Below are 15,399 nucleotides of genomic sequence, written 5' to 3'. Positions count from 1 at the left end.
GTTCCTCTTTAACCCACAATCAGGAATGTAATGTTTCGACAACCCATGTATCTTTTATACCGCCACCTTGGGACGAATTTACGACTAGAGAGCCAGCCTGCATTGCCACACGTGTTAAGCCACCCGGTACTATTTCTGTACGATAAGGTGAGCTCAATACAAATGGACGCAAATCAATGTGACGTTCAGCCACCCCTCCTGTCGTTAAAGTCGGAGCAACAGATAAAGCTAAGGTAGGTTGTGCAATGTACATATGAGGCGTGGCGATCAATTTTTTCCTAAAGTCATCAATTTCACACGAACTGGCTTTAGGCCCAATTAACATGCCATAACCACCTGAACCCTGTGCTTCTTTAACAACCAATTGATCTAAATTAGACAGCACATAATCTAAATGTTCATCTTTACGGCACTGATAAGTAGGTACATTTTTTAAAATTGGAGTTTCACCCAAATAGTATTGGATCATTTGGTCTACGTAAGGATAAATAGATTTATCATCAGCTACCCCTGTTCCAGGTGCATTTGCAATCACAACATTTTTTTGCAAATAAGCAGACATAAGTCCTGCTACGCCTAAAGCACTGTCTGGTCGAAATGCTAAAGGATCTAGAAAATCGTCATCTAAACGACGGTAAATTACATCTACTTTTTGACGCCCGCGAATAGTTTTGACAAAAACTTGATCATTTTCTACAAATAAATCCCGATTTGTAACCAGCGGCACATCCATTTCACGTGCCAGAAAAGCATGCTCATAAAAAGCACTGTTAAAACGTCCCGGTGTTAGTACCACCACAAAAGGCTGGTCCGCAGGTGAGTTCTCCTGCAATATTTCTTTTAAAAGTTTTGGATAATGCTCAATTCCCTGTAAATTATTGGCTGCACATAGCTCCGGCATCAATTGTTGGCTAATGTTTCGGCTTTCGATCATATAAGACACACCAGAAGGTGTTCTTAAATTATCCTCCAATACAAAAAACTCTCCCTCACCATCACGGATAATATCAATTCCGCTAATTTGTGAATAAATTTTACCTTTCAAAGCATGTTTGAGCATATGGGGTTGGAAAGCCTCATTCCCCATGATTTGATCTTCGGGAATCAGTTGTTCTTTTAAAATATGTTGTCCATGATAAATATCATCTAGGAAATAATTTAATGCTTTAACGCGCTGCGCACAGCCCGAAGCTATTTTCTCCCACTGTTTTTTTTCAATTATCCGTGGAATTAAATCAAAAGGAATCGTTCGCTCTGTACCTTCTTTATCACCGTATACGTTAAAAGTAATTCCATGATAAAGAAAATGCTGCTTCGCTTGAGCATTTAATTCTTTTAACTCATCTAAAGTACGAATACTCAACCATTGTTCAATTTTTTTAGAAGCCGCTCCATTTGATGTCACATCATCCAGCATCTCATTAAAAAACTCTGATTTTAGCTGTTCAAATAAATTGGTTTGTACGGAAATATGTTCTAAAAAAGAGGTTGGGTCAATGAGTGCCGTAGTTGTCTGCTCTTGTATAAAAAAATCATTATCTATATGTAATTCATGCTCTTGTTCTGACATAATCACCTCGTCTTATCATTTATCTATATTTCATTTTTAAATAAGCAATTTCAGTGCCACTTATATGTTTAATATTTTTACGGTGTTTTGTTATAGCTTTCTTCTTCTAAATCTTAACATCGATTGTAAAAGGTTCAGTAAACCGAATCTGACAAACTTGCTAAATGTGTAAAGATTTTTTATTGTGTTGACACCAAAGCAATTGGATATAGATGTATTACGCTTATGTCTGTAATAGAAAAAGAAACTTCGAATAGTTTATATCGCCAATGGCAGATCTTGTCGCGCCTTCCAACCGGTAAATGGATCGGAACACGGGAATTACAAGAAATGCTTGAACGTGAAGGTATTGATATCAGTTTAAGGACTATTCAGCGTGATTTAAATCAAATTGCTCAGCGCTTTCCGATTGAAAGCAATAAGGCCGTACCTCAGGGCTGGCGGTGGCAATCCGATGCGCCTATTCAGAGCTTACCTCACATGACGAGCTCTCAGGCAGTAACCTTTATGATGGTTGAGGAGCATCTTAAACACTTGCTTCCACCTAGTCTTCTTGATGAGATGGGACCGTGGTTTGATTTAGCTAAACGCAGCCTCTCTACACAAAATAATGTGAGACAGTGGATTAACCGAGTACGCATCGTACCAGCAAGCCAACCTCTTATCCCACCTGTAGTCGACCGTGCTGCTCAACAAGCAATTTATGAAGGTCTACTCCAAGATAAACAAATTGAATGTGTTTATCAGGCTCGAGTAAATCAAGGTGAAGATAAAACTTATGTTTTAAACCCTTTGGCCTTGGTACAAAAAGGTGCAGTAATTTATTTGATTTGCACACGGCATGACAAAACTGAAGTTCAAACGTTTGCCTTGCACCGTTTTAAATCAGCAAAAGTCTTAGATAGTCGAGCACTACATCCTGTCAATTTTGATATTGATCATTATATTGATTCAGGTGCTTTAGGCTTTAGAGTGGACTACAAACAGCCAACTGAGTCAATCCAGCTCACATTAACTATGACAGAGCAAACTGCTCGAACTTTCTATGAAAGTCAGTTAAGTAAAGACCAAACTATCATTCCACTTGAAGAAAATATTGTAGAAGTTACCGCAACAGTACCTTTTACATCTCAACTGGTGTGGTGGCTACGTAGTTTTGGCAAAAAATTACTGCATATCGAACCAATTCAAGTACACAACGCTGTACGAGAAATTGAATCTGAGAATAAATAGATATAAAAAAGAGAACCATAAGGTTCTCTTTAGATTTTGAATTATAATTTTCTTAATTTTATATTGTCTCTTATATTTATAGTTGTTTCAGATCAGCCTGTTCTCCCCCTACAAAACTGATCTGCTCTTTCTTTTGCGCTATTTTGAACATGAACATTGGCATGCCATTTCATATCCATTGTAGCGAATTGATTTCATTGTCATGGTTAAAGCCCTCTTGTTTGAACGTGAATTTAATATAACTGGCTACCTGAAATATGTGAAATAAGAAAAAAAGGAAGCAAAATCTATTTTCTTCCTTAGGAAGTTTCCATATATTTTTTGAACAGAAAATAAAAAAGCCCAGTCTTAACTGGGCTTTTTGTACACTTAAATGATTAAGCTGTTTTCTTAATCATATTGTTTTTACGAATTGTGATCATTACAAGCTGAACAGCTGCTGGTGTAACACCAGGAATACGGCTTGCTTGAGCTAATGTTTCCGGAAGAACTGTTTTTAATTTCTGGGTAATTTCACGAGACAAACCAGACACTACATCATAATCAAAATCGGTAGGAATTTTAGTTTCTTCAAGACGCTTTAACTGTGCCACATCTTCATGCTGACGGTTAATATAACCTTCGTATTTCACAGCAATCTCGATTTGCTCACCCACCTGCTCAGAAACTTCAGAACCCGTAAGTTCTGCAATTTGACCAAAGCTAATATTAGGGCGTTTAAGCAAATCAATTGCGCTACATTCTTTACTTAAGTCAGCACCCGTCATTTCAACGAATTTTTTACCCATAGGGTTATTTGGTGCTGCCCACAAATGTTGTAAACGAGAGGTTTCACGCTCAACCGCTTCCATTTTTTCACAATAAGCAGCCCAACGAACATCATCAACCAAACCAAGTTCACGACCAACAGTCGTTAAACGCTGATCTGCATTGTCTTCACGTAGCATCAAACGGTATTCCGCACGTGAGGTAAACATACGGTACGGTTCTTTGGTTCCTAAAGTGATGAGGTCATCAACCAATACACCCATGTAAGCTTGGTCACGCTTAGGTGTCCACTCTTCTTGCTCCCAAGCACGGCGCGCAGCATTTAAGCCAGCAAGTAAACCTTGAGCACCTGCTTCTTCATAACCTGTCGTACCATTAATTTGGCCAGCAAAATATAGACCATTGATCGCTTTAGTTTCGAGGGTGAATTTCAAAGCTTGCGGATTGAAATAATCGTATTCAATCGCATAGCCTGGACGCAAAATATGCGCATTTTCCATACCACGAATAGAGCGAACAAGCTCAAACTGCACATCAAATGGAAGCGAAGTCGAAATGCCATTTGGATAAAGCTCGTGTGTATCTAAACCTTCTGGTTCCAAAAATACTTGATGCGAGTCTTTATCAGCGAAACGGTGAATTTTATCTTCGATTGATGGGCAGTAACGTGGCCCAACACCTTCAATAACACCGGTATACATTGGTGAACGATCTAAACCACCACGAATAATGTCATGGGTTTTTTCATTCGTATGCGTGATATAACAATTTACTTGTTCTGGGTGCATAGAAGCATCACCCATGAATGACATGACTGGAGACGGGAAATCACCCGGCTGCGGAATCATGACTGAAAAATCAACCGAACGTGCATCAATACGTGGTGGAGTACCAGTTTTTAAGCGACCGACAGGTAGTTTTAATTCACGTAAACGTTGAGCAAGTGCAATAGAAGGTGGATCACCCGCACGACCACCGCTTGATTTTTCTAAACCAACATGGATTACACCACCTAGGAATGTACCTGTAGTCAACACAACAGTTTTAGCATCAAAGCGAATACCCATTTGGGTAACTACACCTTTAACTGTATCACCTTCAACAATCAGGTCATCAGCTGCTTGCTGGAAAATATCAAGATTTGCTTGATTTTCCAAAGTATCGCGGATGGCAGCTTTATAGCGCACACGGTCAGCTTGAGCACGTGTTGCACGCACTGCTGCACCTTTGCGTGAGTTTAAAATACGGAACTGAATACCACCTTTATCGGCAGCTAAAGCCATTGCGCCACCAAGTGCATCAATTTCACGTACTAAATGCGACTTACCAATACCACCGATTGCTGGGTTACAACTCATTTGGCCCAAAGTCTCAATGTTATGGGTCAAAAGCAAAGTCTGTCGTCCCATACGCGCAGCAGCAAGGGCCGCTTCCGTACCTGCGTGACCGCCGCCGATAACAATAACATCATAAACTTTAGGGTAGTGCATGAGTACAAAACACCAGAAAAAAAAGACGGAACATTATAGCAAAATTATCTGCTTATTGATGTACATAATTACAAAATTGTCTCTACACGGTTTACGGTACTCCACATGTTTTGACATTTTGTTGCATGAATTCAATACAAAGTGAATGTTTTTAAGAATTTTTCATCTTAGAATAAAAAATGTACAGCACTTCTACGACTTTAAAATTAACGCAACGAGAAGGAACACAAAATGAAAACGACTATGTTAAAAATCTTAACCGCATCTCTCCTTTGTTTTTCAGGCGTAACGTTTACCCACGCTGCGACGAATCATACGGCTAAATCGACACATACGGCTAAATCGAGTAAAACAGCTAGTCATACTGCAGATTCGAGCAAATCAGTTGCGCAAAAAGAACTTAGAGCCTGTGTAAAAAAACAGCAAGGTGAATGGGTGTCTTATAGCCATAATGGTGTAACCTTTAATGGTACTTGTGAACCAAACGAAAATGGCAAACTACAATTTAAAGCCCCTGCTCCTTAAGCGGTTTTGACATAAGGTAGAGAAGAAGTCATTTATTTCCCGCCACATCTCATCAGTATTTTCAAAGACGGCTCATTAAAGATGAGCCGCTTTCTTTTTTAAAATGGTCTAGTCCGCTACAATACGCCTTTAAATAAAATTTTTAGGTCCTTTTCGTGAAGTGGTTACAAATACACATTACCGTTGATCAAGAACAAGTTGAGTTCACAGAAACACTTTTAATGTCTCTAGGTGCGGTAAGCGTAACTCTGGATGATGCTGAAGATCAGGCTTTACTTGAACCATTACCAGGTGAAACACCTTTATGGAACAAAGTAATCGTGACAGGCATCTATCAACAAGACGAACAAGACCCAATTGATGTCGACACTTTAGAAGCTTTCTTAAAAGCTCAACTTCCAGATGCTCCTATACGTCACGAAGAACTTGAAGACCAAGTATGGGAACGCGCATGGATGGATTATTATGAACCAATCCAAATTGGGGAAAAGTTCTGGATCGTACCTGAATGGCTAGAGCCACCAGAAGCAGATGCAACTAATATTAAGTTAGATCCAGGTCTTGCGTTTGGTACAGGTAACCATGCAAGTACCTTCTTATGCTTACAATGGCTAGGTAAAACTGACGTTAAAGATAAGATCGTGATTGATTATGGTTGTGGTTCAGGCATTTTAGGTGTAGCCGCTTTATTATTAGGTGCTAAAAAAGTATATGCCACAGATATTGACCCTCAAGCTGTTTTAGCAACAAAACAAAATGCTGAACTTAATGGGGTATTAGACGGACTATATGTAGGCCTTCCTGAAGAGTTCGATCAAGAGTTCAAACCTCAACAAGCAGATGTTCTAGTTGCAAATATTTTGGCTGGTCCATTAATGGCACTTGCGCCAGAGTTTGCAAATTTAATTAAATCTGAGGGTGAGTTCGCACTCGCAGGTGTAATTGAAGAGCAAGTTGCTGATGTTTCAGGTGTTTATTCTGAATTTTTTGATATATTAGATGTCGAAAAGCGCGAAGAGAACTGGTGTCGCATTTCAGGAAAACGTAAAACAATAAATTGAGACTTTTAACTCATGAATGAAAAACAAACCCGCTGCCCTAAGTGTTTAACAGTTTATAAAGTATCTCTTACTCAATTGACTGTTGCTCAGGGTATGGTTTGTTGCCCTAAATGTGATTCGAGCTTTAATGCACTCACCCATCTGATTAATATTGAAAACCCTGTCATAGTTAACTCATCTACATTAGCCAATGGTTCAATGCAAACGAGATATATGACACATTCGCACGTATTAGATATCTTCGATCAAAAAGTTGAAAATTCGAATATTGATCTTTTAACCTATCTCAACAACTTAAATTATTTTCATAACGAACCTATTAACGCCCTACCAAATCTTAATTTAGCTGAACAAACTTCCTCACAAGAACAAGACAATAATAAAAAGCATAGTTGGCTGTACTACACGCTCTGGAGTTCTGCTAACCTTATTTTAATTTTAGTTTTTACTTTTCAAATTCTCTGGTTTAATCCTAAGCTCATGCATGCAAGCCCGACCGTTAGCCATGCGTTTAATTATGTTTGCGGAATAATGCACTGCAATAAGTCAGCCGAACAATATCAACTTATTTATATAGAAAAGTTAAAACTCCGTAAAGTTGATACAAGTCATACTCAATTCTCAGGCATATTGCTTAATCAAAATGATAAAAGTATTGAACTTCCCAACCTAAAGTTGAGTTTTTCAACAGAGCCAAACAAAACAGAAGAAATTATATTGACTCCTCAACAATATCTTGTTGAAAACTTACGAGGTATTCAACGCATTCCCTCTGATACTCCTTTCCGATTCCAATTTGAGCTAAACAAAAGCAAAAAAAGCCTATTAAATTATCGATTAGAAATTGTCCACCCCTAAAATGTAAAAAAAGTGAAAAAAAAATAAAAAAAAATGCAGTTAATTTGCTCACTTTTTCCTAGACAATGGTATGATACGCGCCACGAAAGCTTTGACTCATATACTCCTCGCTCTCAATCCAAAAAAAATACTGTTAAGCATGTGTGCTTTTCTACTTTAAGCACATAGCCTAACTTTTTTTGTTTTTGAGGGAGCTGTAACAAATATTTAACTATTGTTACGCTTATTTTTTATTCAATACGAAGAAATATGGCAAGCTAATTGTTCTTATGTTTTAGAGTCACTGTTTTAGGATCTAAAACAGGACTCCGTATTTTTAGACCACATTTATATACTACTTTATCCAAGTTAGTATTTGATTTTCGGATTAACTCGCATGAATAGCAAATCTCCTATTTTTACTGCACAATCTGATGTTGCTCTTCGCATCCACGTGGATCGCGCAGTTCGTCATTATTTTGCACAATTGCAAGGTGAGCAACCATCTCAGGTATATGACATGGTGCTAGCAGAAATGGAGAAACCTCTTTTATCTGTAGTTCTTGAATATACACGTGGTAATCAAACCCGTGCTGCAGAGATTCTTGGACTCAACCGTGGCACTTTACGTAAAAAGTTAAAAGCTCACGGTTTAATGAGTGAATAAATGATAAAATGCTCACGACTTCGTGGGCATTTTTTTATGCTTATTGGTTTTAATCCGTAGACTTGAAATTGTTGAATTAAACATCATGACTATTAAACGTGCTTTGATTTCTGTATCTGATAAGACAGGAATTGTCGAATTTGCTCAAAACCTTGCAGCTTTAGGGGTAGAATTATTATCTACAGGCGGCACATACAAGTTGCTTAAAGATAATAACATCGCAGTTGTTGAAGTATCTGAACATACTGGTTTCCCTGAAATGATGGATGGTCGTGTTAAGACATTACATCCAAAAATTCATGGCGGTATTCTTGCTCGTCGTGGCTTAGACGAAGCAGTAATGGAAGAACACAACATTGATCCGATTGATCTAGTTGTTGTAAACCTTTATCCATTCGCTGCGACAGTTGCAAAACCTGACTGTACTCTTCCTGATGCAATCGAAAATATCGACATCGGTGGTCCTACAATGGTTCGCGCAGCTGCTAAAAACCATGCTTCTGTAGGTATTGTAGTAAATGCTTCAGATTACGACACCGTAATCAATGAATTAAAAACTGCTGGTTCACTTTCTTATGAAACACGTTTTGATTTAGCTGTTAAAGCATTTGAACATACTGCTCAATACGACGGCATGATCGCTTCTTACTTAGGCGCTCGCGTTGGTAAGACCGAAGGTGAAGCTGATTTATTCCCTCGTACGTTCAATACCCAATTGAACAAAGCACAAGATCTACGTTACGGTGAAAACCCACATCAATCTGCTGCATTTTACGTTGAAGCAAATGCAAAAGAAGCATCAGTTTCTACGGCAAAACAGTTACAAGGCAAAGAATTGTCTTATAACAACATTGCTGACACAGATGCTGCACTTGAATGTGTTAAATCATTCGCAAAACCTGCTTGTGTAATTGTAAAACATGCTAACCCTTGTGGTGTTGCTGTTTCTTTAGACGGCATTAAAGCTGCTTACGATTTAGCTTATGCAACAGATCCAGAATCTGCTTTCGGTGGCATTATTGCATTTAACCGTGAGTTAGATGTTGCAACTGCTCAAGCAATCGTTGACCGTCAATTCGTTGAAGTGATTATTGCTCCAAGTATTGCTGATGGTGTGCTTGAAGTTACTGGCGCTAAGAAAAACGTACGTGTTTTAGTATGTGGCGAATTACCTGCAATTGATGCACGTGCACCACAACTTGACTACAAACGCGTTAATGGCGGTTTATTAGTTCAAGATCAAGACTTAGGTATGATTACTAAAGATGATCTTAAAGTAGTAACTAAATGCGCACCAACTGAACAAGAAATTGATGACCTCATCTTTGCTTGGAAAGTTGCGAAATATGTAAAATCAAATGCAATTGTTTATGCGAAAAATCGCCAAACTATTGGTGTTGGTGCAGGTCAAATGAGCCGTGTTAACTCAGCTCGTATTGCTGCCATTAAAGCTGAACATGCTGGTTTGGTTGTTGAAGGTGCAGTAATGGCATCTGATGCATTCTTCCCGTTCCGTGACGGGATTGATAATGCAGCTAAAGCTGGCATTAAATGCATTATTCAACCAGGTGGTTCTATGCGTGATGAAGAAGTAATCGCAGCAGCTGACGAAGCTGGTATTGCAATGGTCTTCACTGGTATGCGCCATTTCCGCCACTAATTTAAATTTAGTCCTCCCTAACCCTCCTTTTATTCAGGAGGGTTTTCCACAATAATGGAGCTAACTCTCCAACTTGAGGGATAGAGGGAGATGAAAAGGATTAAAGTTAAGGAACAAATTAAAAATGAATATTTTAGTTTTAGGTAGTGGTGGTCGTGAACATGCTTTGGCATGGAAAATTGCGCAAGATACCAATGTTACTCAAGTTTTTGTTGCGCCAGGTAATGCTGGAACTGCCACAGAAGACAAATGTGTTAATGTTCAACTTGATATTTTAGACAACTCAGCAATCATTGCTTTTGCTAAAGAAAATAATGTTGATCTTATTATTGTCGGCCCAGAAGCACCATTAGTTAATGGCGTGGTAGATGCTGCACGTGAAGCAGGTTTAAAAATTTGGGGACCTACTCAATATGCAGCGCAGCTTGAAGGCTCAAAAGCATTTGCTAAGCACTTCTTAAAGCGTCACAACATTCCAACTGCTTTCTATGACGTTTTCACTGAAGTAGATGCAGCTAAAGCGTATGTTGAAAAAAATGGTGCTCCAATTGTAATTAAAGCTGATGGTCTTGCTGCTGGTAAAGGCGTAATCGTTGCAATGACCAACGAAGAAGCTTTTGCAGCAATTGATGACATGCTTGCTGGCAACAAATTTGGTGATGCTGGTTCACGAGTTGTGATTGAACAGTTCCTTGCGGGTGAAGAAGCCTCTTTCATTTGTATGATTGATGGTAAAAATATTTTACCAATGGCAACTTCACAAGATCACAAGCGTATTTTTGAAGGCGATCAAGGTCCTAATACCGGTGGTATGGGTGCCTACTCTCCTGCTCCAGTGGTAACTTCTGACATTTTCGAACGCGTTATGACTGAAATCATGCGTCCGACTGTTGATGGTATGGCTGCTGACGGACATGTTTACACTGGTTTCTTATATGCTGGTCTAATGATTGATGAGCAAGGTCAACCACGTGTGATCGAGTTTAACTGTCGTTTTGGCGACCCTGAAACTCAACCGATCATGATGCGTTTAAAATCATCTCTTGTTGAATTGGTAGAAGCTGGTATTGCTGGTAATTTACCAAAAGAAGCTGAATGGGATGAGCGTAAGTCAATCGGTATTGTACTCGCAGCTGAAGGCTATCCTGATAGCGTACGCAAAGGTGATGTAATTTCTGGTATCGGACAATCACCTGAAGATACTAAAATTTTCCATGCAGGCACTGCAACTCGTGAAGATGGTCACATTGTGACTTCTGGTGGTCGAGTTCTTTGCGTAACAGCATTGGGCGACAGCGTTCTTGAAGCACAAATTAATGCGCTAGAAGTATGTGGTCAAGTTACCTTTACTGGTATGCAATATCGTAATGACATTGGCTACCGCGCAATTGCACGTGAAAAAGCTTAAAAAACCTACAAGTTTAAAATGCTAATAAAAAAGCCTCTATATAGAGGCTTTTTTATTACGTATCACGATATAAGAAAATCGTATAAATCTTTAAAATTTTGCTAAAGATATCAACAAATAAAAAGAAGCCCCCTATATCAAGCATACTTTTATTGATATCATTAGCATACGTTGTAACTGTCATCAGACACTGCTGTTTTAATAATTTCCATAAAGACTTGCTCTACACATTATGACTGTAGAGAGTTTTTTAATATTCTAAATTTATGAATGCTCGTTTGGCTACTGTTGGGGATGAACTGTTTGGGGAAACAGTTTTTGTTTATTAAACAATTACCCTCTGTTATAGCCAAAATATGCAAGCAAATTATGGAACCCCAGAAAAAGATCACAGAGTTTAGACTAGTTGTAATTTCAACTCCTCTCTTTTCATATTGATATAGATCAATCTTTATTGTTCTATATCTTAGGACTTTTTTAAATGAAAAAGCTGATCAGCCTTTTTTTAAGCATGTCAGTAGTATTATTGACAGCATGTAGCAAACAAGAAAATGCTCAACAAGCCGAACAAAACAATGATAGTTCCAAAGTACAAAAGGTAGTAATTGCCTCTACAGGTTCAGATGCTGATATTTGGCGTTATATCGCAACTTTACCTGAAACCCAAGCTGCTGGCTTAAAGTTAGAAGTGAAAAACTTCACAGACTCCGTTTCAATGAATACAGCAATTGCAAATAAAGAAGTAGATTTGAACGCATTCCAAGCTTATTCTTATCTTACTGCATTTAATAATTCAAACCCGGATAAGATTGCAGCGGTTTCTACCACTTATATTGAGCCAATGGGGATTTATTCAAGTAAATACAAAAAAATTGAAGAACTTCCTGAAGGTGCAATTATTTCAATCCCGGATGATGCTGCCAGCGAATCTCGTGCGCTACTCTTGTTACAAACTGCTGGCTTAATCAAGCTTAAAGCTGACTTTAATCCTATTCAAGGCAGTCCAATTGATGTTATCGAAAATCCCAAAAAGATCAACATCAAACCAATCAAAATGGAAACTGCATTACGTCTTAAAAATGAATTTGATGCAGTTGTATTAAATAATACCATAGCACTCGAGGGAGGTTTAAACGTACTCAAAGATTCTATGTTCTATGAACCTATTGATCAAATCTCAAAAATTAGTGTCAACGTTCTAGCAACTGCTGAATCACGTAAAAATGATCCTGTCTTGCAAAAAGTTGGTAAGCTTTACCACAATGCAGCTGTTAAAAAATACATTGAAGAACACTTTGGTGGAACAAAAGTTGACGTAGACAAACCAATCAGCTATCTCTCAGAAGCTAAATAGTAATATAATAGCCCAAACGTGAAACAGGCAAATTCTCTTTGCCTGTTTTTTCTTTCCAGCATAGTTTCTGAAGATATGATTCAATTTAAAAACATTTCAAAGCACTATCAGCTCAAAAGTCAAACCATACGCGCACTCGACGAAATCAATTTAGAGATTCCAGAGGGCAGTATTTTTGGCATCATTGGCTATAGTGGTGCAGGTAAAAGTACCTTAATCCGCCTGATCAACCTACTTGAGCGACCAACAGAAGGTCAAATCATTATTAATCAGAAAGATTTCACCGCTTTGGATGCGCGCTCATTACGTCAGGAACGTGCAAGTATTGGAATGATTTTCCAGCACTTCAATTTGCTACAAACCAAGACAGTTGCTGAAAATATTGAAATGCCAATGCGCCTACTGAATTACAATAAGGTAGAACGTGAAAAACGCCTGAATGAGTTATTGGAGTTCATTGATCTTAAGCATAAAAAAGATGCTTACCCAGATGAACTTTCTGGCGGACAAAAGCAGCGTGTCGGTATTGCCCGTGCTTTGGCAAATCATCCAAAAATTCTTTTGTGTGATGAAGCAACTTCTGCTCTAGATCCGCAAACTACCAAATCAGTTTTAGAACTGCTGAAGAAAATTAATCAAGAGCAAAAAATCACGATTGTTATGGTGACCCATGAAATGGATGTCATCGAAACTATTTGTGATCATGTGGCTGTGATGGAAGCAGGTAAAGTCATTGAACAAGGTTCAACGATTGATATCTTTAGTAAACCTCAACATCCAACGACTAAAAACTTCATTCAAACTGTTTTACATCAACAGTTGCCTGTGAACATTTTAAATCAGCTTGAAAACCAGCATCATCATAGTATTTACTGTTTACAGTTTTTAGGACGTTCTGCTCAAGAACCTGTAATTCAGTCACTGATTAAACAATTCGATATTAGCTTAAATATTTTATTTGCCAACATGACTGAAATTAATGGCACAGTCATTGGTCAAATGTTTGTGCAGCTTTTAGGTGATCCTCAGCTAATTAAGCAGGCTATTGAGTTTTTGGAACAAAATGAAGTAGGTGTAGTTCAATCAGGAGATCAAGTATGAGAGATTTAATCGTACAATGGTTAACTGAACTTACTCAACCTTTCTGGCACAGCTCCCTTTCTATTGATCAATTCGTTACAGCTTTGCAAGAAACCTTTAATATGGTTTTCTTCGCACTTTTGTTTGGTGGTATTTGGGGATTTATTCAGGGAATTATTTTATTAGTTACCCGTCCAGATGGCATTTTACCGAATAAAGTGATTTATCATTTACTTAATCCAATTGTAAATGCTTTACGCTCCCTCCCTTTTATTATTTTACTTATTGCAGTGATTCCTCTTACTAAGCTGTTAGTAGGTACTTCAATTGGTACATGGGCAGCTATTGTTCCATTGACTATTTATGTTGGTCCTTATATGGGACGTCTGATTGAAACTTCATTGCTTGAGGTCAATGAAGGAATTATTGAATCTGCTCAAGCAATGGGTGCTACACCTTGGCAAATTATCTATCGCTTTATTTTGCCTGAAGCACGCAGTTCGCTCATTTTAAACCTTACAACAGCGACAATCAGTCTTATCGGTGCAACCGCTATGGCTGGCGCAGTTGGTGCAGGTGGTATTGGTGATTTAGCGATTTCTTATGGTTATCAACGTTTTGATACCAGCGTTGTTATTTTAACAGTCATTATCCTATTACTATTAGTACAGATTGTACAAACGCTAGGAAACTGGCTGGCTAAACTCCGTTAAGTCATCCATACAAAAAAGCTCTCTTCTAGAGGGCTTTTTTTTGTTTTATACAACTCTTTTCTTAAAGATAGTTGAGTACATGGCTCAATACCATTTTCTGGTATGATCAGATTTAGTCATTATTATTCATTTACTCTTTGGATTTAGTTTCAGGATAAAACAATGCGTTATAGAATTCATTTTATTGATGTGCAGAATGCCCTCCAAAACTATATCTGGATTTTAGAAGATACTGAAACCCAAGAAGCTGTAGCAGTTGACCCAACAGAAGCAGAACTAGTCACCCAATTTTGTCAGAAGCATCAGTTAAATTTAAAACAAATTTGGCTTACTCATTGGCATAAAGACCATATAGGTGGTGTTGCTGATTTAACGGCTGCCCAAAATATTACTGTCTATGGTCCACGTGATGAGCTCACAAAGATTCCGGGAATTACCCACCCCTTACAACATGACGATCATCTAAAATTTAATGATTTAAAAGTAGAGATTATTGCAACTCCAGGTCATACCTTAGGGCACATTGTATATTTTATTGAAGAATTAGAAGCTGTATTTTGTGGTGATACTTTGTTTGCAATGGGATGTGGTCGATTATTTGAAGGCACGGCTGAACAAATGTATCACTCACTGAGTCGTCTAGCAGCATTACCAACCAACACAAAAGTTTATTGCACACATGAATACACGCTTTCAAATGCCGAATTTGCTTTAACAGTAGAACCGCATAATCTTGCCTTAGCAGAACGAGCTCAAGAAGTCCGTGAACTACGAAAACAAGGTTTAATCACGCTACCAAGTACGATTGAACTTGAGTTGGCGACCAATCCCTTTCTTCGCGCAGAAAGTGTTGAAGACTTCGCACATATACGTACTCTTAAAGATAATTTCTAAAATTGAGCTTTAAAAAAAGAAGATACGGTTTCATTTTAAGAACTGTATCTTTTTGCTTATTACCTGTTGTCTGTAATTATTTTTTACATTTACTCTGTTTTTTATTTACTCACTATTTTAAAAATCTCGTTGAATTTAT

General features: G+C 38.1%; 13 protein-coding genes. 11 read left to right on the top strand and 2 right to left on the bottom strand.

The features are described 5' to 3' along the window. Positions 1-19: 19 nt before the first annotated feature. On the bottom strand, positions 20-1,570 hold the full coding sequence (locus I7H67_RS18840; RefSeq protein ID WP_198308572.1) for a circularly permuted type 2 ATP-grasp protein: 1,551 nt from the start codon (positions 1,568-1,570) through the stop codon (positions 20-22). 225 nt (positions 1,571-1,795) lie between these two features. On the opposite strand from I7H67_RS18840, the gene I7H67_RS18835 reads away from it, so the two are divergent. Continuing rightward, positions 1,796-2,803 (top strand): helix-turn-helix transcriptional regulator, encoded by a 1,008-nt coding sequence (locus tag I7H67_RS18835; RefSeq protein WP_004791440.1) that lies wholly within the window; start codon positions 1,796-1,798, stop codon positions 2,801-2,803. A 377-nt stretch (positions 2,804-3,180) separates the two neighbouring features. Here the strand turns inward: I7H67_RS18835 and mnmG are convergent, their stop codons facing one another. After that, the gene (gene mnmG, locus I7H67_RS18830) at positions 3,181-5,061 is read right to left on the bottom strand and encodes a tRNA uridine-5-carboxymethylaminomethyl(34) synthesis enzyme MnmG (protein ID WP_013197329.1); all 1,881 of its coding nucleotides are present in this window, start codon (positions 5,059-5,061) and stop codon (positions 3,181-3,183) included. A 231-nt stretch (positions 5,062-5,292) separates the two neighbouring features. On the opposite strand from mnmG, the gene I7H67_RS18825 reads away from it, so the two are divergent. The 10 genes from I7H67_RS18825 to gloB all read left to right on the top strand — a co-directional run bounded on the left by I7H67_RS18825 (position 5,293) and on the right by gloB (position 15,260). Continuing rightward, the gene (locus I7H67_RS18825; RefSeq protein WP_013197328.1) at positions 5,293-5,586 is read left to right on the top strand and encodes a lipase chaperone; all 294 of its coding nucleotides are present in this window, start codon (positions 5,293-5,295) and stop codon (positions 5,584-5,586) included. Positions 5,587-5,741: 155 nt separating this feature from the next. Continuing rightward, complete coding sequence (prmA, locus tag I7H67_RS18820; RefSeq protein WP_005306779.1) at positions 5,742-6,647, top strand: 50S ribosomal protein L11 methyltransferase; 906 nt, start codon at positions 5,742-5,744, stop codon at positions 6,645-6,647. Between the two features lie 12 nt (positions 6,648-6,659). After that, on the top strand, positions 6,660-7,505 hold the full coding sequence (locus I7H67_RS18815; protein ID WP_151767628.1) for a DUF3426 domain-containing protein: 846 nt from the start codon (positions 6,660-6,662) through the stop codon (positions 7,503-7,505). A 376-nt stretch (positions 7,506-7,881) separates the two neighbouring features. Beyond that, entirely contained in the window at positions 7,882-8,151 is a 270-nt protein-coding gene (gene fis / locus I7H67_RS18810; protein WP_001086304.1) for a DNA-binding transcriptional regulator Fis, read from the top strand. A gap of 85 nt (positions 8,152-8,236) precedes the next feature. After that, positions 8,237-9,811: a bifunctional phosphoribosylaminoimidazolecarboxamide formyltransferase/IMP cyclohydrolase gene (gene purH, locus I7H67_RS18805; protein WP_013197325.1), complete on the top strand. Its 1,575-nt coding sequence runs from the start codon at positions 8,237-8,239 to the stop codon at positions 9,809-9,811. Positions 9,812-9,935: 124 nt separating this feature from the next. After that, a complete protein-coding gene (gene purD / locus I7H67_RS18800) occupies positions 9,936-11,219 on the top strand; it encodes a phosphoribosylamine--glycine ligase (RefSeq protein ID WP_013197324.1) in 1,284 nt (427 codons plus the stop codon). A 481-nt stretch (positions 11,220-11,700) separates the two neighbouring features. Further along, the gene (locus tag I7H67_RS18795; RefSeq protein ID WP_005306789.1) at positions 11,701-12,573 is read left to right on the top strand and encodes a MetQ/NlpA family ABC transporter substrate-binding protein; all 873 of its coding nucleotides are present in this window, start codon (positions 11,701-11,703) and stop codon (positions 12,571-12,573) included. A 75-nt stretch (positions 12,574-12,648) separates the two neighbouring features. After that, complete coding sequence (locus tag I7H67_RS18790) at positions 12,649-13,674, top strand: methionine ABC transporter ATP-binding protein (protein WP_005306792.1); 1,026 nt, start codon at positions 12,649-12,651, stop codon at positions 13,672-13,674. Beyond that, positions 13,671-14,366 carry a methionine ABC transporter permease gene (locus I7H67_RS18785; RefSeq protein ID WP_005306795.1) on the top strand — a complete coding sequence of 232 codons (696 nt, stop codon included), beginning with the start codon at positions 13,671-13,673 and terminating at the stop codon, positions 14,364-14,366. Before I7H67_RS18790 ends, I7H67_RS18785 begins: the two co-directional genes overlap by 4 nt. A 162-nt stretch (positions 14,367-14,528) precedes the next feature. Next, positions 14,529-15,260, top strand: a complete 732-nt coding sequence (gene gloB, locus I7H67_RS18780) for a hydroxyacylglutathione hydrolase (RefSeq protein WP_049837023.1) — start codon at positions 14,529-14,531, stop codon at positions 15,258-15,260. The last annotated feature ends 139 nt before the right edge of the window (positions 15,261-15,399 follow it).

Origin of the sequence: Acinetobacter sp. ACIN00229 (assembly GCF_016106645.1) — a bacterium.
Taxonomy (GTDB): domain Bacteria; phylum Pseudomonadota; class Gammaproteobacteria; order Pseudomonadales; family Moraxellaceae; genus Acinetobacter; species Acinetobacter oleivorans.
The sequence above is the reverse complement of the archived record's forward strand: the minus strand, read 5'-3'. Positions and strand labels throughout refer to the sequence as shown.

What these genes read in the sequence shown, in the direction of transcription:
- I7H67_RS18840 (WP_198308572.1), bottom strand. Translation starts at nt 1,570, where the DNA reads ATGTCAGAACAAGAGCATGAATTACATATAGATAATGATTTTTTTATA.
- I7H67_RS18835 (WP_004791440.1), top strand. Translation starts at nt 1,796, where the DNA reads ATGTCTGTAATAGAAAAAGAAACTTCGAATAGTTTATATCGCCAATGG.
- mnmG (WP_013197329.1), bottom strand. Translation starts at nt 5,061, where the DNA reads ATGCACTACCCTAAAGTTTATGATGTTATTGTTATCGGCGGCGGTCAC.
- I7H67_RS18825 (WP_013197328.1), top strand. Translation starts at nt 5,293, where the DNA reads ATGAAAACGACTATGTTAAAAATCTTAACCGCATCTCTCCTTTGTTTT.
- I7H67_RS18815 (WP_151767628.1), top strand. Translation starts at nt 6,660, where the DNA reads ATGAATGAAAAACAAACCCGCTGCCCTAAGTGTTTAACAGTTTATAAA.
- fis (WP_001086304.1), top strand. Translation starts at nt 7,882, where the DNA reads ATGAATAGCAAATCTCCTATTTTTACTGCACAATCTGATGTTGCTCTT.
- purH (WP_013197325.1), top strand. Translation starts at nt 8,237, where the DNA reads ATGACTATTAAACGTGCTTTGATTTCTGTATCTGATAAGACAGGAATT.
- purD (WP_013197324.1), top strand. Translation starts at nt 9,936, where the DNA reads ATGAATATTTTAGTTTTAGGTAGTGGTGGTCGTGAACATGCTTTGGCA.
- I7H67_RS18795 (WP_005306789.1), top strand. Translation starts at nt 11,701, where the DNA reads ATGAAAAAGCTGATCAGCCTTTTTTTAAGCATGTCAGTAGTATTATTG.
- I7H67_RS18790 (WP_005306792.1), top strand. Translation starts at nt 12,649, where the DNA reads ATGATTCAATTTAAAAACATTTCAAAGCACTATCAGCTCAAAAGTCAA.
- I7H67_RS18785 (WP_005306795.1), top strand. Translation starts at nt 13,671, where the DNA reads ATGAGAGATTTAATCGTACAATGGTTAACTGAACTTACTCAACCTTTC.
- gloB (WP_049837023.1), top strand. Translation starts at nt 14,529, where the DNA reads ATGCGTTATAGAATTCATTTTATTGATGTGCAGAATGCCCTCCAAAAC.